Below are 18,307 nucleotides of genomic sequence, written 5' to 3'. Positions count from 1 at the left end.
TACCATCACAAGAATGACCCTCGACGACGTCGCAGGCGAGCTCTACACACTCGACCCCGGCGACTTCGTGTCGACCCGCGCCGAGCGCGCCGCCCAGGCGCGCGCCGACGGCGACCGCGAGCTGGCCAAGGCCATCACCGGCCTGCGCAAACCGACGGTCGCGGCCTGGACGGTCAACCTGCTGGCCCACCACGCACCGCGGGAGATCGCCACCCTCCTCGATCTCGGCGATGCCCTCCGGTCGGCCCAACGACAACTCTCCGGTGACAAGCTGCGCGCCCTCGGCACCCAGCGTCAACAGGTCGTGAACGCGATGACCAAGCGCGCCGCCGAACTGGCCGCCGAACACGACCGTCCGGCGAGCGAGCAGGTGCTGCGCGAGGTCGGCCAGACCCTCACCGCGGCGCTGGCCGACCCCGATGTCGCCGACCTGGTTCGTGCCGGTGTGCTGCCGACCACCGTCACCTACGACGGTTTCGGCCCGGCCGGTCTGGTCGCGATCACCGGTGGCAAAGCCACCCCCAAGCGCGCGAGCAAGCCCGCCCCGAAAAACACCGACGCCGATCGGCGAGCCGAGGCCGAGAAGGAACTCGACGACGCCGAATCCGGTTTGGCGGCAGCCCAGGCCGATCGCGAGGCGGCCGAAGCCGCTGCCGCACAGGCGAAGTCCGACCTCGACGAGATCGAAGCCCGCATCGCCGAGCTCCGCGACGAGCTCGAACACGCCGAACAGCAACGCCATTTCGCCCACACCGCCGAACATCGAGCGCGGGGCGAATTCACCGCCGCGCGTAGCCAATTCGACCGGATGCAGCGCTGGGTCGAGCGCGCCCGCGCGCGTCTGAGCGAGGACTAGCGGCCCAAGGTGCCCGGATAGAGGAACGCGTCACGCGGCGGCCTCGTCCCATCGAGCCATTCGGCAAGGAACTCACCCAGCGGCATCGAGGTCCGGCTCTGCAAGAACGCCCGGAACTCCGGCATCGAGGCGTGGCCGTCGCGATGCGCGTTCACGAAATCCCTGATCGCCGTGAAGAACACGTCCTCACCGATCAACTTGCGCAGCGCGTGCAGGAACAGCGGGCCCCGGTAGTAGACGGAGGTGAACTCGTCGCCGACACCGGGAGCGGCCAAGGCGATCTTCCAGAACTTCGGCTCGTCGAGGTATTTCGCGATCGTCTCGCGGTACTCGGTGTCGACATCGGCGTGGTCGACCCGTTCCGGCCACAGATAGTCGGCGGTATAGCTGGCGAAGCACTCGTTGAGGCAGATGTCGGACCACTGCCGCACCGACATCGTGTCGCCCCACCATTGATGGGCCAGCTCGTGCACCACCGTGTTCAGGTCGGTCCACGGCGCGTAGATCGGCCGGGTCTGGGTCTCCAGCGAGAACGGCAGCTCCGTGTCGACATAGATGCCGCCGGCCACATCGAACGGGTAGGGACCGTAGAGATTTTCGAGGAAGTCGAGGATCTCGGGCAGCCGCTGTTCGTCCTCGCGATTGCCCGCCGATTCCGGCGCGAACGCGCTCAGTACCGCGGTCCCGTTCGCCCGCCGCTGCTCGAGAAAGGTGAAGTGGTCCACCGCGACCGTGGTCAGATAGCCGATCGTGGGCTGTCGGGTCTCCCACGTGGTGACCAGTCGACCCTCGCGCACCACATGCTCGGTGCGATCACCGGTCGACATGACCTCCCACTCGGCGGGCACCGTGGCGTGCAGGGTGAAAGTCGCCTTGTCCATCGGGGTGTCGTTGAGCGGGTACCAGGTGCTCGCGCTGTGCGGCTCGCCGACGGCGAAGGCGCCGCCGCTGGGTGCGTAGGTCCAGCCTTCGCCCTCGGTATCGGCGGCCTCGCCCGCGTAGTCGACGATGATCCGCATCGGAAGTCCGGGTGGCAGGAGCAGCAGGGGCGTGAGCACCAGTTCGTGCTCGCCGTCGTGGGCGAAGCCCGCGGGCTGACCGTTGACCGTCACCATCAGTACCTCGGGCCCGCTGTAGTCGAGGTTGAACTGCGCCAGCGGTTGGGTCGCGCGAGCGTCGATGCGGGCCGTGCCGCGCAGGTGGTGATCACCGGGTTCGTAGTCGATCGACACGTCGTAGTGGGTGACGTCGTAGCCGCCGTTCCCGTCGAGCGGATAGTACGGATCACCGAGTCCCGGCGCCCCGATCAACGCCGAATCCGCCGCTACCGGCGGAATTCCCAGCGCCACCAGCGCGAACACCACGCACAACCCGGCCGACCAACGCATGCCGAAGACACCTTTCGCCGAGGCGGATCGCACGGACCCGACCATCGTCGCAGGCACACGCGGACCCTGATCGGCCGCGGTACGCCTAGCCCAGGTCGGTGGGCAGATGCTGCGGGTCGAGGAGCAGGCGTTTGGTCGCCGTGCGCTTCACCCGTGCGGCCAGCGCCAGGTTCTGCGCGAGCAGCCGCCATTCGACCTCGTTGATGGCGTCGCAGGCCCGCTCGATCACCGCGTCGTCCCGCGTGCCCCAGGCGATCGGCATGGCCGTGACCAGCTGCCACCGCTCGCCGACCTGGCGAGGGGCGCGATCGGTGCGCACCGCGACGGCGGGCACTCGCTCGCCCCGCTGGGGTGTGTGGCCGGGCAGCGTGCGCACCTTGCGGGTGATCAGCGCCCAGCTGCGCTCCGCGGCGGCGGGTTCGGCGATATCGACCAGGGCGAGCAACACGATGCCGCCCGGCTCGGCATCGCTCACGACGGCGGGTACGAGAACGCCGTCGTGGTAGAGCTTTTCGATGCTGGACCGGTGCGGCGTCCACAGGGCCACCCACAGCGCGATGGCCGCGACGAGCACGCACACCACCGCGAGCAGAAATCCCCACGCCTGCCCGCTCCACACCAGCGCCACCGTGGCCGCCACCGCGAGACCGGCGACCAGCAGTGCTACCAGGCGCAACCTGCGCAACCCGGTGAACGTCTCATTGACCGCATGAGCGTGTTCACGGTCGACCACGAATTCGAAGCGGCGCACGCCTTCCTTCCTAGCACAAGTTGCGGAGGAATTGCCTCCACTTATCTGCCGAGGGGTTCGCACATCGCACGCTACCCCCCTTTGACCTGGCGAACAGTGCTACACGCCGTCTCCGATGGGCGGACCGAGCAGGTCGTCGGCGTCGACGATGCGGTAGGCGTAGCCCTGCTCGGCGAGGAAGCGCTGCCGGTGCGCGGCGTATTCGGCGTCGAGCGTGTCGCGCGCGACCACCGAATAGAAATGCGCCTGCCCCCCATCCTGTTTCGGCCGCAGCAGTCGACCGAGGCGCTGGGCCTCTTCCTGGCGGGAGCCGAAGGTGCCCGAAACCTGCACCGCCACAGAGGCTTCCGGTAGGTCGATGGAGAAGTTGGCGACCTTGCTCACCACCAGCACCGGGACCTCACCGGAGCGGAAGGCGTCGAACAGCGCCTCGCGTTCGCGGTTCTTGGTCGCGCCGGTGATGACCGGAGCGTTCAGGTCGACACCCAACTCGTCGAGCTGATCCAGGTAGGCGCCGATCACCAGGGTTGGCGCGCCCTTGTGGCGGGCGAGGATGGACTCGACCACCGGGATCTTGGTGCGCGCGGTGGAGCACAGCTTGTAGCGCTCCTCCGGCTCGGCGACGGCGTAGGCCATCCGCTCCGCGTCGGTGAGCGTCACCCGCACCTCGACGCAGTCGGCCGGTGCGATCCAGCCCTGCGCCTCGATGTCCTTCCACGGAGCGTCGTAGCGCTTCGGGCCGATCAGCGAGAACACGTCGCCCTCGCGGCCGTCCTCACGCACCAGCGTGGCGGTGAGACCGAGCCTGCGGCGCGACTGGAGGTCGGCGGTCATCCGGAAGACCGGCGCGGGCAGCAGGTGCACCTCGTCGTAGATCACCAGGCCCCAATCACGGCTGTCGAACAGCTCGAGGTGCTTGTACTCACCCTTCGATTTACGCGTGATGACCTGGTAGGTGGCGATGGTGACCGGGCGGATCTCCTTGCGCTCGCCGGAGTACTCGCCGATCTCCTCCTCAGTGAGCGTGGTGCGCGCCAGCAGTTCGCGTCGCCACTGCCTGCCCGCCACGGTATTGGTGACCAGGATCAAGGTGGTGGCCTTGGCCTTGGCCATCGCGGCCGCGCCGACCATCGTCTTGCCCGCGCCGCACGGCAGCACGACTACACCGGAACCGCCCGCCCAGAAGGAGTCGGCGGCCATCTCCTGGTAGTCGCGCAGGTGCCACTTGCCCTCGGTGTAATCGAGGCCGATGTCGTGCGCCTCGCCGTCGACATAACCGGCCAGGTCCTCCGCGGGCCAGCCGATCTTCAACAGCATCTGCTTGATATGCCCGCGCTCGGACGGGTGCACGATCACGGTGTCGTCATCGACGCGAGCGCCCAGCATCGGTGCGATCTTCTTGTGCCGCAACACTTCCGCGAGCACCGCGCGATCCAGGCTGATCAGGCACAGGCCGTGCGCCGGATGCTTGACCAGCTGCAATCGGCCGTAGCGACCCATCGTGTCGACGATGTCGACGAGCAGCGGCTGCGGCACGGCGTAGCGCGAGAAGTTCACCAGCGCGTCCACGACCTGCTCGGCGTCGTGGCCCGCCGCGCGGGCATTCCAGAGCGCCAGCGGCGTGATCCGATAGGTGTGCACATGCTCGGGCGCGCGCTCCAGCTCCGCGAACGGGGCAATGGCCTGCCGAGCGTTGCCTGCCAGCTCGTGGTCGACCTCGAGCAGCAGTGTCTTGTCGCTTTGCACGATCAGCGGACCGTCGGTCACTGGACTCCTTTGCGGCCGGGGCCGCGGGTTCGGGGCCTGTAACCCCTCGATTCAGCACTCGAGACTCGCGCCTACGGCGCATGCGCTTCGAGCGCTGAATCGAGGGGGCGGCCCCGAACGGGCTCGTAAGACTCGCCCTGTGCGGGGTTGCGTTCGGCCTAGATGCTCTGAGTTGATGTGCCATGCCCTGGTGGGCGGCTCGTTCGATTGTACGGACCCAGTCCGACATGGCTCGTGCGGCGATGGCGTGCAAGCGGTGAGCACCGGTCCAGCGGGTGCCGACTGGACCGCGACAACCGGGGCCTGACCAGGTCAAACTCAGTGCATGCTTCAGACAACGGCGGTTCTCGGGGTTGCGGCGGCGGCGCTCGGCATGGTGCTGACACCGGGGCCGAACATGATGTATCTGGTCTCGCGCACCGTCGCGCAGGGGCGTCGGGCGGGGATGATCTCGCTGCTGGGGGTCGCGGCGGGGTTCGGGGTCTATCTGATGGCCGCCGCGGCGGGGATCACGGCGGTGTTCGCGGTTGTTCCCGGGCTGTATCTGGCGGTGAAGCTGGCGGGGGCGGCGTATCTGCTCTGGCTGGCCTGGCAGGCGATCCGGCCGGGCGGGGTCTCGGTGTTCGCGCCCGCCGACCTGCCGCACGACCCCGCGCGACGACTGTTCACGATGGGATTGGCCACCAACCTGCTCAATCCGAAGATCGCGATCATGTACATGGCGCTGATCCCCCAGTTCGTCGACCCCGATCGTGGCGCCCTCTGGTTGCAGAGCCTGTCGCTGGGCGCGATCCAGATCACGGTGGCCCTCACGGTGAACGCCATGATCGTCCTCGGCGCCGCCGGCCTGGCCACCTTCCTCGCCGCGCGTCCGCTGTGGCTGCGCACGCAGCGCTATCTCATGGGCACCGCCCTCGGCGCCATCGCCGTTCTCCTCGCCACCGACAAGGCCCGCCCCGCCCCCGCCTGAGATTCAGGTCTCCGTCGCCGGGACCGGTCGCCGGGGCCACGCTCCTGCGTGTCACGCTGCTTCGGAGCAGCGAGGCGAAGGAGTGCGTGGTGAGCGTGGGTGTGCTGGTGGCGGCGTTGGCAGGGCCTTCGGTCAGCGAGCTGGATTCGGCGGTGAACGCGGTGCATCGGGGCGGCGAGATGATGGGAGTCATCTCCTTCGCCGCGTCGGGGGCGCTGGTCGCGGTGCGCAAGCGGCTCGATCTGTTCGGGATGGTGGTGATGGCGTGCGCGACCGCGCTCGGCGGCGGCATCGTGCGTGACCTGCTGATCGGGCGAACTCCCCCGGCCGCGTTCACCGACCTCACCTATCTGTCCGCGTCGATACTGACCGCGCTGGTCCTGTACTTCATCGCGCCGTCGCGCCGACTCACCAAGGGGCCGCTCGAAGTCGCCGACGCGATCGGGCTCGGGCTGTTCTGCGTCACCGGGACCGTGATCGCCGACTCGGCCGGGCTCGGCGCGCCCACCGCCGCCCTGCTCGGCATGACGACCGCCATCGGCGGCGGGGTGATTCGCGATGTGCTCAGTGGCGAGGTGCCCACCGTCTTGCGCCCGGACCAGGACCTCTACGCGATCCCGGCCCTGTTCGGCGCGGCCGCGACCGCCGCGCTGCTGTCGTTCGACCTGTACCAAGCGTGGACCGGACTACTCGCCGCTGCGGGGGCGGTGGGGTTTCGGCTGCTGGCTCGGCGTTATCAGTGGCATGCGCCGCTGGCTCGCCACGCGCGTGACTGACTCGTGTCGTCCGGGTTCACCGGACTAGGGGCGTCCGGCTCGGGTCAGTGCGCTGCGGCGCCGGTTCGGAGTCGACGGATTCCTTCGTCGATCGTCTCGTCGCGTTTGCTGAAGGTGAAGCGCACCAGGTGTTTCCAGTCCGCCGGGTGGTCGGCGAAGACGCTGACCGGTACGGCGGCGACGCCGAGTCGCGCGGGGAGTTCACGGCAGAACGCCAGTCCGTCCTCGGCGCCGAGCGGCCGGATATCGGCGCAGACGAAGTAGCCGCCGTCGCTGGCCGAGACCGTGAAACCGGTGTCGCGCAACGCCTCCGACAGCCGCGTTCGCTTGTCGCCGAGCCCGTCGCGCTGGGCGAGTACCCAGTCCGATTCCTCGTTGATCGCGTGCGCGACGGCAGGCTGGAACGGCCCACCGCCGACGAAGGTGAGGAACTGTTTGGCCGCGAGCACACCGTCGAGCAGTGGCGAGGGCGCGCACGCCCAACCGATCTTCCAACCGGTGACATTGAAAGTCTTCGCCGCGCTGGACACCACGATGGTCCGCTCGCGCATCCCGGGCAGTGTGGAGATGCTGATGTGCTCGGCGCCGTCGTAGACGAGATGCTCGTACACCTCGTCGGTCAGCACCAGCAGATCGTGGTCGACGGCCAGTTCGGCGATCGCGGCGAGATCGGCCCGGTCGAGTACGGCACCGGTGGGGTTGTGCGGCGAATTGACCACCAGCATGCGGGTTTTCGGGGTGATAGCGGCCCGCAGACTGTCCAGGTCGAGCACGAATCGGTCGCCGTCGGGCACCAGCCGAGCCGTCCGCCGCTGCGCACCGGCGAGGGCGATCGCGGCGGCGTAGGAGTCGTAATACGGCTCGATCAGCACCACCTCCTGGCCGGGCTCCACCAGGCCGAGCACGGCGGCACTGATCGCCTCGGTCGCGCCGACGGTCACCAGGATTTCGGTGGCCGGGTCGTAGGCGGTGCCGTAGCGGCGGGCTCGGTCGTCGGCGATCGCCTGGCGCAGCACCGGCATTCCGCGCCCGGGCGGGTACTGATTGAGCCCGTCGGCGATGGCCGCGCGCGCGGCGTCGAGCATGCCCGCGGGCCCGTCGGTATCGGGAAAGCCTTGGCCCAGATTCACCGCGTCGTGACGGACGGCGAGCTCGGTCATCTCGGCGAAGATGGTCGATCCGAAGGGGCGCAGGCGGGCGACGGTGGGCGGCACAGGCGGCATCTTCGCAGCGTATCCCACTATTCCGCCACGTTGCCGAACGATAGCGAACACGCATGTTTCACAAACGTTTTCCCGCGTTGACCTGGGCTATTGTGCGTTTCCCCAACCTCAGCTAGCCTCGCCGTGTTCTACCTCACACACCACAGCGTGGTGGTATATCGAAAGGGGCTCACATGGCCTCACCTCTGCTCGACTTCATCCTGCAACCGGCTGCGTCGGAGGTAGCCGGTTCGGCCCTGCGATTCATCCAGGATCATCTCGTCGCCAGTCCGATCGTCGACTGGTTCACCGGTTCGGCGACGCCGAACAACAACCTGGGCTCCTCGACCGGGGACTTCAACCTCGGATCGTCTACCGGCGATCACAACTGGGGCTCCACCTACCCCTAGCCCTCAGCGATGCGACGCAGTCCGCGTCGCTGTGCGGATCAGCCCGGCGCTGTGAAGCGAACCGCTGACCCCCGCGGACCTCTACGGTGCTGCGGGGTCAGCGGGGACGCGCGCCGGACAGTTTCACTACGTTGGCGAAATCGTAAGTCGCCCAGATCTTTCCGTCTCGCACCGAGAAGGCGAGCACCCGCACCGGCCGCCCGAACGGTGAGTTCGGGTCGGTGAACACCAGGCCCGATTGCCCGTTCACCGCGGCTGCGCGCATGTCGAGGCCGGGTTCTTCCTGATGTCGGCGCCACAGGCTCAGCGCCAACCGCGCGACCTTGTCCTGTCCGGCAACGATATTCAGCGCTGTCCTGGTGGTGCCACCGGCATCGGCCGTGAAGGTCGTATCCGGGTGCAGCGTGGCGGCTACCGCGGCGACATCGCCGGTGGCCAGCGCGGCCAGGAATCGTCGCACCGCCTGATCGTGCACATCGTCGGCGACCGGTTCCGGCGCTTTCGCCACCGCGCGGCGCGCACGCACTGCCGATTGCCTCGCGGCATCGGCGGAGACGCCGAGGATCTCGGCGATCTCGTCGAACGGCACACCGAGTCCCTCGTGCAGCACCAGCGCGACGCGCTGCTGGGGCGTCAGCGCGTCGAGCACCACCATCGCCGCCATCCGGCTGTCCTGATCGCGGACCACCACATCCAGCGGATCCGGGGTGCGTGAAGAACTCGCCGCCGAGACAATCGGCTCCGGAAGCCATTGCCCCACATAGGTTTCGCGGCGCACGGCGGCACTTCGCAAGTGATCGAGGCAGATTCGGCTGACCACCGTCGTCAGCCAGGCGCGCAGATCGTCGATCTCGGACTGGTGCACCCCGGCCATGCGCAGCCAGCTCTCCTGCACCGCGTCCTCGGCGTCGCCGACGCTTCCGGTGAGCCGATAGGCGACCGAAAGCAAGTGCGTTCGATGCGATTCGAACAGGTCTGCGAGAAACGGGGAAACCATCGAGGAAGATCCTACGGAGTACCCCCTGGCGACCGACCTCACGGGTCGGACACCGGTGATTCCGCACACTTCATGTCGTCTGTACTACTACTGCCACTACGAAGGACGGCGCTGATGAGTACACCCGAGATCGTGCTGGAGGGAATCGTGTTCGGCGAGTCACCGCGCTGGCACGACGGTCGACTGTGGTTCGCGGACTGGGGCGCGAACCAGGTGATCGTTCTCGACGACGGGCACCGCCCAGAGGTCGTCGCCCAGGTTCCGTCGTTTCCGATGTGCATCGACTTTCTCCCCGATGGACGCTTGGTGATCGTCGACTCCGCCGCCAGGCGGCTGCTTCGGCGCGACCCCGACGGGTCGCTGGTGGCCTACGCCGACCTTTCGGCCGTGTCGGACAAGCCGTGGAACGACATCGTCATCGACGAGCGCGGCAATGCCTATGTCAACAGCATCGGCTTCGATTTCCCCGGTGGGGAGTTCGTACCCGGCTTCATCGTCCGCGTCACGCCCACCGGTGTGGTGCGCCGGGTCGCCGATGGACTCGCGTTTCCGAACGGCATGGCGATCACGCCCGACGGTTCGACGCTGATCGTGGCCGAGTCCTACGCCGAGCAGCTCACCGCCTACGACATCGCGGCCGACGGTGGGCTCAGCGATCGGCGCGTGTGGGCGGCGACCCCCGGCGATCACCCCGACGGCATCTGCCTCGATGCCGACGGTCAGGTCTGGTACGCGGATGTGGGCAACCAGCATTGTGTCCGGGTCGGGGAAGGCGGCGAGGTGTCGGCGCGGGTCCGGCTCGACCGTGGGGCGTTCTCGTGCACGCTCAGCCGAGGCACGGATCCGCGGTTGTACGTCGTCGGACAGTCCTGGGGTGACGCCGAGGCGACCGGCCCGACCGGACAGGTCGTCGCCTTTCCCGCCCCCGCACCGGGCGCGGGCAGGCCGTGAAAATCCGGCGAGGAATTCGGCCCCGACTGTCAAGATGGCCACATGTACGAGCACACGCTCACCGACGGCACCGTCTGGCTCACCCGCCCGACCGGGGCCGATATCGACCGCATCGTGGAGTGCTGTCAGGACCCTGACGTGCAGCGCTGGACCACTGTTCCCGTGCCGTATCAGCGCGGCGATGCCGAGCAGTTCCTCGACCGCGTCGTTGCTCCCGGCTGGGCGGACAATGTGCCGGTCTGGGCGATCCGGACCGCCGAGGACGGGCAGGTCGAGGGGATGGTCGGCCTGCACACGCGCGGGCCGGGCACCTGCGAGATCGGCTTCTGGCTCACCCCGGACCACCGCGGGCGCGGCCTGATGTCACGCACGATCACCCTGGTGTGCGATTTCGGTTTCGCCCCCGATGGTCTCGCGCTGGACCGGATCACCTGGCGCGCGATAGTCGGCAACATTGCTTCGGCCACCGTCGTCCGCCGCAACGGCTTCCACTACGAGGGACTGGCGCGCTCGGGCGGGGTGCAGCGCGGCGCCCGGGTCGACGAGTGGCTCGCGGCCCGACTCCCCACCGACCCGGCCGGGCCGGTGGACGGGTGGCCGGCTTCAGCGCAGACCGAACACTTCGCGGCTGCCGGGGAGATCACGGGCGATGGCTGATGACACGCGGTTCGAATGGTTCGCCGACACCATGGGGGTGCGGGCGGGTGAGCGAGTGCTCGAGCTGGGACCCGGTTCCGGCGCCTCGCTGACCCGGCTCGCGGCCCGGCTCGGAACCGGACGGATCGTCGGGGTCGACCGGTCGGCGACCGCACTCGCGCGAGCCGAGCGACGCTGCGCGGCGGAGATCGCGGCCGGACGTGTTCGCCTGGTCGAAGGCGAAGTCGCGAAGGTGGGGCCCGCCCGATTGCTCGCCGAACTCGATCCCGGCGACCGCTTCGACCTGGTCTTCGCGGTCAACGTCAACCTGTTCTGGACCGGACCCGCGACCACCGCATGGTCGACGGTGCGCGAATGCCTCGCCCCCACCGGCCGCTTCTGGCTCTGCTACGGCTACGGCACGACCGACAGCCCCACGCCGCCGATCGCGCAACTCACCGAACGTTTCGCCGCCGCCGGCTACCAGTGCACAACCGTCACCACCGATACCCTTCTCGCCGTCCGAGCGACGCCACTGACCTGACGATCGAAGTCAGTTCGGGCGGGTGGCTCGGCGCGCGGTACCTCGGTGAGCGACGACGGTGGTGGGGTCTTCGGGCCAGGCGTGCTTGGGGTAGCGCCCGCGCAGGTCGGCGCGGACCTGGGGCCAGCCGTTCTTCCAGAAGGAGGGCAGGTCCGCGGTGACGGCGACGGGGCGCTGGGCCGGCGAGAGCAGGTGCAGCAGGATGGGAGCGCAGCCGTCGGCGAGGGTGGGCGGGTCGGTCCAGCCGAAGATCTCCTGGACTTTGACCGCTAGAACGGGCTGGTCGGTGGAGTAGTCGAGGCGGACACGGCTGCCGGAGGGGACTTCCAGGCGTTCGGGAGCCAGCTCGTCGAGGCGGGCGGCGGTAGGCCACGGAAGCAAGCGGCGCAACGCGGCGCCCGCGTCGATGCGGGCGAGGTCGGAACGGCGTCGGGCAGTGGACAGTTCCGGGCCGAGCCAGGTGTCGAGGTCGGCGAGGAGCGCGTCGTCGTCGACAGCGGGCCATGGGGCGCCGAGGGTCCGGTGCAGGAAGTCCAGCCGTTGACGCAGACCACGGGCGTCATCGCTCCACCGCAGCAGCCCGAGACCTTCCGACTGAAGTCCTTGCCGCACAGCCTGTTCCACCAACAGTCGATCCGGCTGACGTATCGCCTTCTCCGACAGCAGAATCGCGCCCAACCGCTCCACCCGGCGAGCCACCACCTCCCCGCCGTCCCATCGCACCTCGTCGGCGACGACCACCAACCCCGGCGCCGCTTCCCGAGCGAGGTCTTCATCGGCGACGGCCGCCAACCGAATCCGCCCCTCGGCCCGCCCCGGATCACGATCGGCGACGGCCACCGCGAGCCATTCCGCCGCCGCCAGACCGGACCCCGGCGGCAGCGTCACGGCGGTGCCGCCCGCCATGAGATACGTCGACGACCCACTCGACCGCCGCCGAGCCAACCGCTCCGGCTGCGCCAACGCGATCAACAGGGCCGCGACATCCGTTCCCGAACCACCGCTCTCGTTCCCGACGACGCGATCGCTCGATATGGTCGCGACGAGTCGCGTCAGGCGTTGGACTTCACGAGCCCAACGCGGTGGGCGTTCGGTGCGCAGAGTGCGCAGGGCCGCTGCGGCGTCGACGGTGTGGGCGAGGGAGTCGTCGTCCATCAGGACCACCATTTCGGCGGCGGCTTTCGCGCCGACTCCGGCGGTGCCGTCGAGGAGGGCGCGGGCGAGGCGCGGGTGCAGGCCGAGGGCAGCCATGGCCTTGCCGCGGGCGGTGATGTGGTCGGAATGATCGAGTGCGCCGAGTGCGCGTAGGACGGTTCGGGCCGCGGCAAGGCCGCCTTCCGGCGGGGCGTCCCACCAGGCGAGGCCGGTGCCGTCGGGTGTGCCCCAGCAGGCCAATTCGAGGGCGAGACGGGTCAGTTCGGCGGTGCGGATCTCCGGTTCGGGATAGGCGGGCAGCGTTTGGTGCTCGTATTCGGGCCAGCAGCGCCAGGCGTGGCCGGGGGCTTCGCGGCCCGCACGGCCCGCGCGCTGTTCGGCGACCGCGGCCGAAACACGCACTGTCGCAAGGCCGGACAGGCCACGCCGGTGATCGACACGGGAAACGCGGGACAGGCCGGAGTCGACGACCGCGCGCACGCCGGGGACGGTGAGGCTGGATTCGGCTACCGCGGTGGACAAGACGACCCGCCGCCGCGATCCCGGCCGCAGCGCGAGGTCCTGCGCGGCGCCGGCGAGTCTGCCGTGCAGTGGGACCACATCGACCGCGTCGAGGTCACGCAGCAGGCCCGCCGTCCGGTTGATCTCGCCGACGCCGGGCAGGAAGACCAGGACGTCACCGTCTGTTCCGGCCAGCGCACCCCGCGTCGCCCGCGCCACCTGCCCCTCGATCCGCTCGCGCGGCAGCGACGGCACGTATCCGATCTCCACGGGATACGCGCGCCCACGAACCTCGACCACCGGGGCGGGCTCCTCGTCCCCGCCGAGCAGGATCGCGAGCCGATCAGCCGCGACGGTCGCCGACGTGGCGAGTACCCGCAGATCGGGCCGCAACCCCGACCGCGCGTCGAGCAACAGCGCCAACAACAGATCCGCGTCCAGATGCCGCTCGTGACACTCGTCGAGCACCACCGTCCCCACCCCGCCCAACTCGGGATCCTGCTGCAACCGCCGCACCAACAACCCCGAGGTCACCACCTCGACCCGCGTCCGCGCCCCCACCTTCCGATCCCCCCGCACCGCGTACCCCACTGTCTCCCCCACCCGCTCCCCCAACAACGCCGCCATCCGCGCGGCCGCCGCCCGCGCGGCCAACCGCCGAGGCTCGGCCACCACGATGCGCCCCGCCGACCCCGCCGCCAACGCCAACGGCACCAACGTGGTCTTACCGGTACCCGGCGGCGCGACCAGCACCGCGACCCCGCGCTCAGCCAACGTCGCGGTGATCCGCTCCAGCTCCGGTCGCACCGGCAGGTCGGGAAGTTCAGGAAGCTTCATCACCGACCAGTCTGCCGCCTTCGCGGCATGACCAAGCTACCGACTATCCGGTCACCCAGCCTGCCTGGAAATCGCACCGCGCAAACGCAGTTGACCTGCGCAAAGATCGCCCCTACTATGGAGCCACCAACCCAGTCCTCACGTAGGGCTGGGTCTTTTTTTGCCCGGCTCACAGAGAGTCGGCAGCGGAGCGCTCGTTCACACTGCAACTTCGGTGGGGGAATCATGCGGGTCGGCGTGTACATCGATGCATTCAATTTGTACTACGGCATGCGAGGAATCTGCGGCCGCGGAACCTCCGGCTGGCGTTGGCTCGACGTGCGCGCGGTCGCAGAATCCCTGTGCGGTTGGCAGGGATCGACGGTTCATCGCGTGGTCTATTGCACGGCGCGAGTCGATCCGAAAGACAACCCTGACGCGCACCGCGATCAAAGCGTGTATCTCAATGCGATCCAGGCGAACGGGTCCATCGATGTCCTCGAGTTGGGTCGCTATGTCGCCTGGCCGAAATCAGCACCACTCGCACGCGCGAACAAGTCGGGCAAGGCTGAGCTGATCATCGCGAACGGAAAGCAGCAGTGGTCGACAGATCTACCGATCCGCCCCGCCACCAACCCGAATGGCGACGACGTCCTGATGGCGACGGTACGAATGCGCGAAGAGAAGGGTTCTGACGTCAACGTGGCCACCCACCTGCTGACCGACGTATTCTGCGGGCAGGTCGATGGCGCGATCGTGATCTCCAACGATTCCGATCTGGCGCTGCCCGTACACACCGCACGACAGCATGTGCCGGTTGGGACGGTGAATCCCAGTTCGCGACAACTCGCGGGCGCACTGCGTGGCACCGCGACGGAGGGCGCCGGCAGACACTGGTGGGCGCGGCTGTCCGCTCAGCACTACTACTCGTCACAACTCGCAGATCCGGTGGACAACCACTGGCGGAAACCAACAGGCTGGTAGGCGTAGCCGTCTACCTTCCCAGGTGACCTGTCGCTGGTTACGCTGCGGGAGATGAGCATAGAGTTCGCGTTGACCACGCTTGTCATCGTCGCCACGCCGGGGACGGGCGCCCTTTACACGCTCGCGGCCGGGCTTTCCCGGGGAACGAGGGCGAGCGTGATCGCCGCCTTCGGGTGCACCGTGGCGATCGTTCCGCACATGCTCGCGGCGATCACGGGGCTGGCCGCGCTGTTGAACACCAGCGCGGTCGCGTTTCAGACCTTGAAGTATCTCGGTGTCGCGTATCTGCTGTACATGGCGTGGAATACATTGCGGGACAAGGGCGTGCTCGCGATTTCGGAGGAGAGCACCGAGGTGGAGCCTTCGGCGCGACAGGTCGTCACCTCGGCGGTGCTGCTGAATATCCTGAACCCGAAGGTGACGATCTTCTTCTTCGCGTTCCTGCCGCAGTTCGTGCCGACCGGAGCACCGAACGCGCTGGGTCGCATGCTCGAGCTCAGTGGGCTGTTCATGCTGGCGACCTTCGTGGTGTTCGCGGGCTACGGAGCAGTCGCCGCCGCGATGCGCACCTATGTGCTGTCGCGCCCGGTGGTGGTCCGGTGGATGCGGCGGGTGTTCGGCGTTTCCTTCGTCGCTCTCGCGGGGCGACTCGCGGTGCAGAACCAGTAGACACAGCAGTGCGGGCCCCGGAATCCGAGGCCCGCACCGACGATCGAAAGAACTAGCCGCGGCGTGCGGCCACAGCGTCTGCCAACCGGTCGAGCTGGGTGGCGGTGGTGTTCCAGTCGATGCACGCGTCGGTGATGGACTGGCCGTAGGTCAGATCGTCGGCCTTGCCGAGGGTCAGGTCCTGGCGGCCCGCGACGAGGAACGACTCCAGCATCACGCCGACCACGCCCCGCTCGCCCGCGGCGATCCGGTCGGCGATATCGGTGACGACGTCGACCTGCTTGTTGTGGTCCTTGTTGCTGTTGCCGTGGCTGGCGTCGACGACCAGGCGCTGAGCCAGCGAGGACTTCTCCAGCCGCAGCTTGGCCTCGGCGCAGGAGGCGGCGTCGAAGTTGGTGCCGTTGCTGCCGCCGCGCAGGATGACGTGGCAGTCGGGGTTGCCCGAGGTGCGGATCAGCGCGGAGCGGCCGTCGAGGTCGGTGCCGGGGAAGACGTGGCTGGCGGCGGCGGCACGCACACCGTCGACCGCGACCTGTACGTCACCGTCGGTGCCGTTCTTGATGCCCACCGGCATCGACAGCGCCGAGGACAGCTGCCGGTGCACCTGGCTGGCGGCGGTGCGGGCACCGATCGCGCCGTAGGAGACCAGGTCGGCGATGTACTGCGGGGTGATGGGGTCGAGGAACTCACACGCGACCGGCAGGCCGAGGGCGGTGATGTCGACGAGCACCTTGCGGCCGATGCCGAGGCCGGTGTTCACGTCGAACGAGCCGTCCAGGTGCGGATCGTTGATCAGACCCTTCCAGCCCAGCGTGGTGCGCGGCTTCTCGAAGTACACGCGCATCACGATGTGCAGCCGGTCGCCGAGCTCGGCGGCCTTCTCGGCCAGCTTGCGCGCGTATTCCAGCGCAGCGGCGGGGTCGTGCACCGAACACGGGCCGACGATCACCATGAGGCGGTCGTCGTCGCCGTTGAGCACGTCGACGGTGGCCTTGCGGCCCGAACGTACGACGTCGGCGAGGGCATCGGTGATCTGGTGAACCATGCGGACCTCGGCGGGCGAGCGCAGCGGGCTCACGCTGAGGGTGCGCTGGTCATCGAGATCAGAATGCCGCGAGTCGACATCGGCTGCGGTGGTCATGAGATGTGGGTCCTTTGCGTTAAGAGGCCGACCCACGGAAATCGCTACCGTCGAGCCGGGCGTTATCCGGCTCGAGGTGGAGGAAGTCAGCGCGCAGGGTCGCAGACCGGCCCACCCAGGGCCGGATAGCTAAACCAGAAATATGCGCGCTGCATGGGATGGACTGTACCACCGGTAAAACGTCGAAAGGTCTGCCACGGTTGCCCGGAGTGTGGACCGTCACATCGCGGCGCCCGCCCGCGTCGACGAGCAGGTGCTCGGCCGACCCGCGCACCTTCGCGCAGCGGGCGGCCGAGCACGGGCATCTGTTCCGTTGATCAGCCCCACTGACCGGGGACGTAGTCACCGGCGGGAGTGTGGGCGATGGCGTTGAGACGGTTCCAGGCGTTGATCATCGCGATGGCGGCGATCAGGGCTGCGATCTGGTCGTCGTCGTAGTGCTTGCGGACCTGGGCGAAGGTGTCGTCGCTGACGTGGCCGCCGTCGGCGGTGCGGGTCGCTTCCTCGGTGAGGGCGAGGGCGGCCCGTTCCGGCTCGGTGAAGACGTTGGCCTCCCGCCAGGCGGCGACCAGGTTGATCCGCACCGCCGATTCGCCCGCGTGGGCGGCATCCTTGGTGTGCATGTCGACGCAGTAGCTGCACCCGTTGATCTGCGAGGCCCGGATCTTCACCAGCTCGTAGGTGGACTTGGGCAGCGGCGAATCGTCGATGACCTTGCCCGCCATGATCAGTCGCTTGCTGAAGCTCGTGGCGATGGCGTTGCCGTAGAGGTTGAAGCGCGCTTCCATGATGACTCCTTCGTCGTGGGGTTCATAGAGACGACGAGGGAGCCCTTCGCAGTGTGACGCGGTGTGACCGCGATCACGAAATCAGATCAGGCCGCAGAGCTTCTCGGAGAGCTCCCACAGTTCGGCCGCCACCTTGCGATTGCGCGCCGTAGGCGCGCTGCCCGCACGGGCGGGGTAACCGCGCAGGCCGAGGAAACCATCGGGGCCGTAGAACGTGCCCGCCTTCACCGCGCCGGTGGCGGCGAACAGTGTGGGTAACGCGCCCTGGTCGGCGTCCTGGGCGAGCATCCGATTGCCCAGCCACATCACCGCGTCCTGGAGGGTCTCGGTGTGCGACATGAGTTCGGTCGCGGCGTAGCCCGGGTGGGCGGCCACCGAGATCACCGCGGCGCCCTCACCGGCCAGTCGACGCTGCAACTCGAAGGCGAACATCAGGTTTGCCAGCTTGGATTGACCGTAGGCGAGCCAGCGGTCGTAGTGGCGCTGCTCCCAGTTGGGGTCGGCCAGATCGATCTTGCCGATGCGGTGCGCCACGCTCGACACCGTCACCACCCGATCGGTGATGCGGTCGAGCAGCAGGTTGGTGAGCGCGAAGTGACCGAGATGGTTGGTGCCGAACTGCATCTCGAAACCGTCGGCGGTGCGGCGCAGCGGCAGTGCCATCACACCCGCGTTGTTGATCAGCACGTCGACGCGTTCGATCGAATCGGTGAAGGCGCGCACCGAATTCAGGTTCGCCAGGTCGAGTTCACGGACTTCGGTCTCGCCGCGCATCCCCTCGGCCACCCGCTGCGCCTTGGCCGTATCGCGACAGGCCAGGATCACTCGCGCGCCCGCCGCCGCCAGCGCCCGCGCGGTGGCGGCGCCGAGACCACTGTTGGCACCGGTGACGATGATCGTGCGACCGGTCTGGTCGGGCAGGTCGGCGACAGTCCACTTACTCACTGGCGGAAGTCTAGCGACGCAGGGGGAATGCGCGAATCGGCAAGAGCCGGTGCGTAGTTC

Annotated in this window: 18 protein-coding genes; 9 read left to right on the top strand and 9 right to left on the bottom strand. The window is 68.4% G+C overall.

What is annotated here, in order from left to right; genetic code table 11:
- Positions 1-13: 13 nt before the first annotated feature.
- The gene (locus QX204_RS01495) at positions 14-856 is read left to right on the top strand and encodes a hypothetical protein (protein WP_301904836.1); all 843 of its coding nucleotides are present in this window, start codon (positions 14-16) and stop codon (positions 854-856) included.
- Here the strand turns inward: QX204_RS01495 and QX204_RS01490 are convergent.
- The 3 genes from QX204_RS01490 to QX204_RS01480 all read right to left on the bottom strand — a co-directional run bounded on the left by QX204_RS01490 (position 853) and on the right by QX204_RS01480 (position 4,762).
- Complete coding sequence (locus QX204_RS01490) at positions 853-2,244, bottom strand: M1 family metallopeptidase (RefSeq protein ID WP_301904835.1); 1,392 nt, start codon at positions 2,242-2,244, stop codon at positions 853-855. The genes QX204_RS01495 and QX204_RS01490 overlap by 4 nt on opposite strands.
- Positions 2,245-2,329: 85 nt before the next feature.
- Entirely contained in the window at positions 2,330-2,995 is a 666-nt protein-coding gene (locus tag QX204_RS01485; protein WP_301904834.1) for a DUF3239 domain-containing protein, read from the bottom strand.
- Between the two features lie 99 nt (positions 2,996-3,094).
- Positions 3,095-4,762: a DNA repair helicase XPB gene (locus tag QX204_RS01480; protein WP_056818641.1), complete on the bottom strand. Its 1,668-nt coding sequence runs from the start codon at positions 4,760-4,762 to the stop codon at positions 3,095-3,097.
- 325 nt (positions 4,763-5,087) lie between these two features.
- Here QX204_RS01480 and QX204_RS01475 point away from each other — a divergent pair, with 325 nt between their 5' ends.
- Together QX204_RS01475 and QX204_RS01470 are read left to right on the top strand one after the other, a co-directional pair.
- Positions 5,088-5,732: a LysE family translocator gene (locus QX204_RS01475; RefSeq protein ID WP_301904833.1), complete on the top strand. Its 645-nt coding sequence runs from the start codon at positions 5,088-5,090 to the stop codon at positions 5,730-5,732.
- 101 nt (positions 5,733-5,833) lie between these two features.
- Positions 5,834-6,508, top strand: coding sequence for a trimeric intracellular cation channel family protein (locus QX204_RS01470; RefSeq protein WP_301908222.1), 675 nt, complete (start codon positions 5,834-5,836; stop codon positions 6,506-6,508).
- A gap of 44 nt (positions 6,509-6,552) precedes the next feature.
- Here the strand turns inward: QX204_RS01470 and QX204_RS01465 are convergent, their stop codons facing one another.
- Positions 6,553-7,731 carry a pyridoxal phosphate-dependent aminotransferase gene (locus QX204_RS01465; RefSeq protein WP_301904832.1) on the bottom strand — a complete coding sequence of 393 codons (1,179 nt, stop codon included), beginning with the start codon at positions 7,729-7,731 and terminating at the stop codon, positions 6,553-6,555.
- 173 nt (positions 7,732-7,904) lie between these two features.
- Between QX204_RS01465 and QX204_RS01460 the strand changes: the two genes are divergently transcribed.
- Positions 7,905-8,120 (top strand): hypothetical protein, encoded by a 216-nt coding sequence (locus QX204_RS01460; RefSeq protein ID WP_301904831.1) that lies wholly within the window; start codon positions 7,905-7,907, stop codon positions 8,118-8,120.
- Positions 8,121-8,217: 97 nt separating this feature from the next.
- Here QX204_RS01460 and sigJ read toward each other — a convergent pair whose 3' ends face one another.
- Positions 8,218-9,117 carry an RNA polymerase sigma factor SigJ gene (gene sigJ / locus QX204_RS01455; RefSeq protein ID WP_301904830.1) on the bottom strand — a complete coding sequence of 300 codons (900 nt, stop codon included), beginning with the start codon at positions 9,115-9,117 and terminating at the stop codon, positions 8,218-8,220.
- Positions 9,118-9,231: 114 nt separating this feature from the next.
- On the opposite strand from sigJ, the gene QX204_RS01450 reads away from it, so the two are divergent.
- Genes QX204_RS01450 through QX204_RS01440 form a run of 3 tightly spaced genes read left to right on the top strand, consistent with a single transcriptional unit; the run spans position 9,232 to position 11,248 of the window.
- Positions 9,232-10,068, top strand: a complete 837-nt coding sequence (locus QX204_RS01450; protein WP_301904829.1) for an SMP-30/gluconolactonase/LRE family protein — start codon at positions 9,232-9,234, stop codon at positions 10,066-10,068.
- A 42-nt stretch (positions 10,069-10,110) separates the two neighbouring features.
- Positions 10,111-10,725 carry a GNAT family N-acetyltransferase gene (locus QX204_RS01445; protein ID WP_301904828.1) on the top strand — a complete coding sequence of 205 codons (615 nt, stop codon included), beginning with the start codon at positions 10,111-10,113 and terminating at the stop codon, positions 10,723-10,725.
- A complete protein-coding gene (locus tag QX204_RS01440) occupies positions 10,718-11,248 on the top strand; it encodes an SAM-dependent methyltransferase (RefSeq protein WP_301904827.1) in 531 nt (176 codons plus the stop codon). Before QX204_RS01445 ends, QX204_RS01440 begins: the two co-directional genes overlap by 8 nt.
- A 9-nt stretch (positions 11,249-11,257) precedes the next feature.
- On the opposite strand, the gene hrpB is transcribed toward QX204_RS01440, so the two are convergent.
- A complete protein-coding gene (gene hrpB / locus QX204_RS01435; RefSeq protein ID WP_301904826.1) occupies positions 11,258-13,741 on the bottom strand; it encodes an ATP-dependent helicase HrpB in 2,484 nt (827 codons plus the stop codon).
- Between the two features lie 225 nt (positions 13,742-13,966).
- On the opposite strand from hrpB, the gene QX204_RS01430 reads away from it, so the two are divergent.
- Together QX204_RS01430 and QX204_RS01425 are read left to right on the top strand one after the other, a co-directional pair.
- The gene (locus tag QX204_RS01430) at positions 13,967-14,704 is read left to right on the top strand and encodes an NYN domain-containing protein (RefSeq protein ID WP_301904825.1); all 738 of its coding nucleotides are present in this window, start codon (positions 13,967-13,969) and stop codon (positions 14,702-14,704) included.
- A gap of 51 nt (positions 14,705-14,755) precedes the next feature.
- Positions 14,756-15,373: a LysE family translocator gene (locus QX204_RS01425; RefSeq protein ID WP_301904824.1), complete on the top strand. Its 618-nt coding sequence runs from the start codon at positions 14,756-14,758 to the stop codon at positions 15,371-15,373.
- Between the two features lie 52 nt (positions 15,374-15,425).
- On the opposite strand, the gene QX204_RS01420 is transcribed toward QX204_RS01425, so the two are convergent.
- The 3 genes from QX204_RS01420 to QX204_RS01410 all read right to left on the bottom strand — a co-directional run bounded on the left by QX204_RS01420 (position 15,426) and on the right by QX204_RS01410 (position 18,247).
- A complete protein-coding gene (locus QX204_RS01420) occupies positions 15,426-16,514 on the bottom strand; it encodes a 3-deoxy-7-phosphoheptulonate synthase (RefSeq protein WP_301904823.1) in 1,089 nt (362 codons plus the stop codon).
- 317 nt (positions 16,515-16,831) lie between these two features.
- Positions 16,832-17,302, bottom strand: coding sequence for a carboxymuconolactone decarboxylase family protein (locus QX204_RS01415; RefSeq protein ID WP_301904822.1), 471 nt, complete (start codon positions 17,300-17,302; stop codon positions 16,832-16,834).
- Between the two features lie 81 nt (positions 17,303-17,383).
- Positions 17,384-18,247 (bottom strand): oxidoreductase, encoded by an 864-nt coding sequence (locus QX204_RS01410; RefSeq protein WP_301904821.1) that lies wholly within the window; start codon positions 18,245-18,247, stop codon positions 17,384-17,386.
- Positions 18,248-18,307: the final 60 nt, after the last annotated feature.

Source organism: Nocardia sp. PE-7 (assembly GCF_030486425.1).
Taxonomy (GTDB): domain Bacteria; phylum Actinomycetota; class Actinomycetes; order Mycobacteriales; family Mycobacteriaceae; genus Nocardia; species Nocardia salmonicida_A.
The sequence above is the reverse complement of the archived record's forward strand: the minus strand, read 5'-3'. Positions and strand labels throughout refer to the sequence as shown.

Excerpts from the sequence above, each read along its gene's own strand:
- QX204_RS01490 (WP_301904835.1), bottom strand. The coding sequence starts at position 2,244 with ATGCGTTGGTCGGCCGGGTTGTGCGTGGTGTTCGCGCTGGTGGCGCTG.
- QX204_RS01415 (WP_301904822.1), bottom strand. The coding sequence starts at position 17,302 with ATGGAAGCGCGCTTCAACCTCTACGGCAACGCCATCGCCACGAGCTTC.
- QX204_RS01475 (WP_301904833.1), top strand. The coding sequence starts at position 5,088 with ATGCTTCAGACAACGGCGGTTCTCGGGGTTGCGGCGGCGGCGCTCGGC.
- QX204_RS01430 (WP_301904825.1), top strand. The coding sequence starts at position 13,967 with ATGCGGGTCGGCGTGTACATCGATGCATTCAATTTGTACTACGGCATG.
- hrpB (WP_301904826.1), bottom strand. The coding sequence starts at position 13,741 with ATGAAGCTTCCTGAACTTCCCGACCTGCCGGTGCGACCGGAGCTGGAG.
- QX204_RS01495 (WP_301904836.1), top strand. The coding sequence starts at position 14 with ATGACCCTCGACGACGTCGCAGGCGAGCTCTACACACTCGACCCCGGC.
- QX204_RS01420 (WP_301904823.1), bottom strand. The coding sequence starts at position 16,514 with ATGACCACCGCAGCCGATGTCGACTCGCGGCATTCTGATCTCGATGAC.
- QX204_RS01450 (WP_301904829.1), top strand. The coding sequence starts at position 9,232 with ATGAGTACACCCGAGATCGTGCTGGAGGGAATCGTGTTCGGCGAGTCA.
- sigJ (WP_301904830.1), bottom strand. The coding sequence starts at position 9,117 with ATGGTTTCCCCGTTTCTCGCAGACCTGTTCGAATCGCATCGAACGCAC.
- QX204_RS01425 (WP_301904824.1), top strand. The coding sequence starts at position 14,756 with ATGAGCATAGAGTTCGCGTTGACCACGCTTGTCATCGTCGCCACGCCG.
- QX204_RS01465 (WP_301904832.1), bottom strand. The coding sequence starts at position 7,731 with ATGCCGCCTGTGCCGCCCACCGTCGCCCGCCTGCGCCCCTTCGGATCG.
- QX204_RS01440 (WP_301904827.1), top strand. The coding sequence starts at position 10,718 with ATGGCTGATGACACGCGGTTCGAATGGTTCGCCGACACCATGGGGGTG.
- QX204_RS01460 (WP_301904831.1), top strand. The coding sequence starts at position 7,905 with ATGGCCTCACCTCTGCTCGACTTCATCCTGCAACCGGCTGCGTCGGAG.
- QX204_RS01445 (WP_301904828.1), top strand. The coding sequence starts at position 10,111 with ATGTACGAGCACACGCTCACCGACGGCACCGTCTGGCTCACCCGCCCG.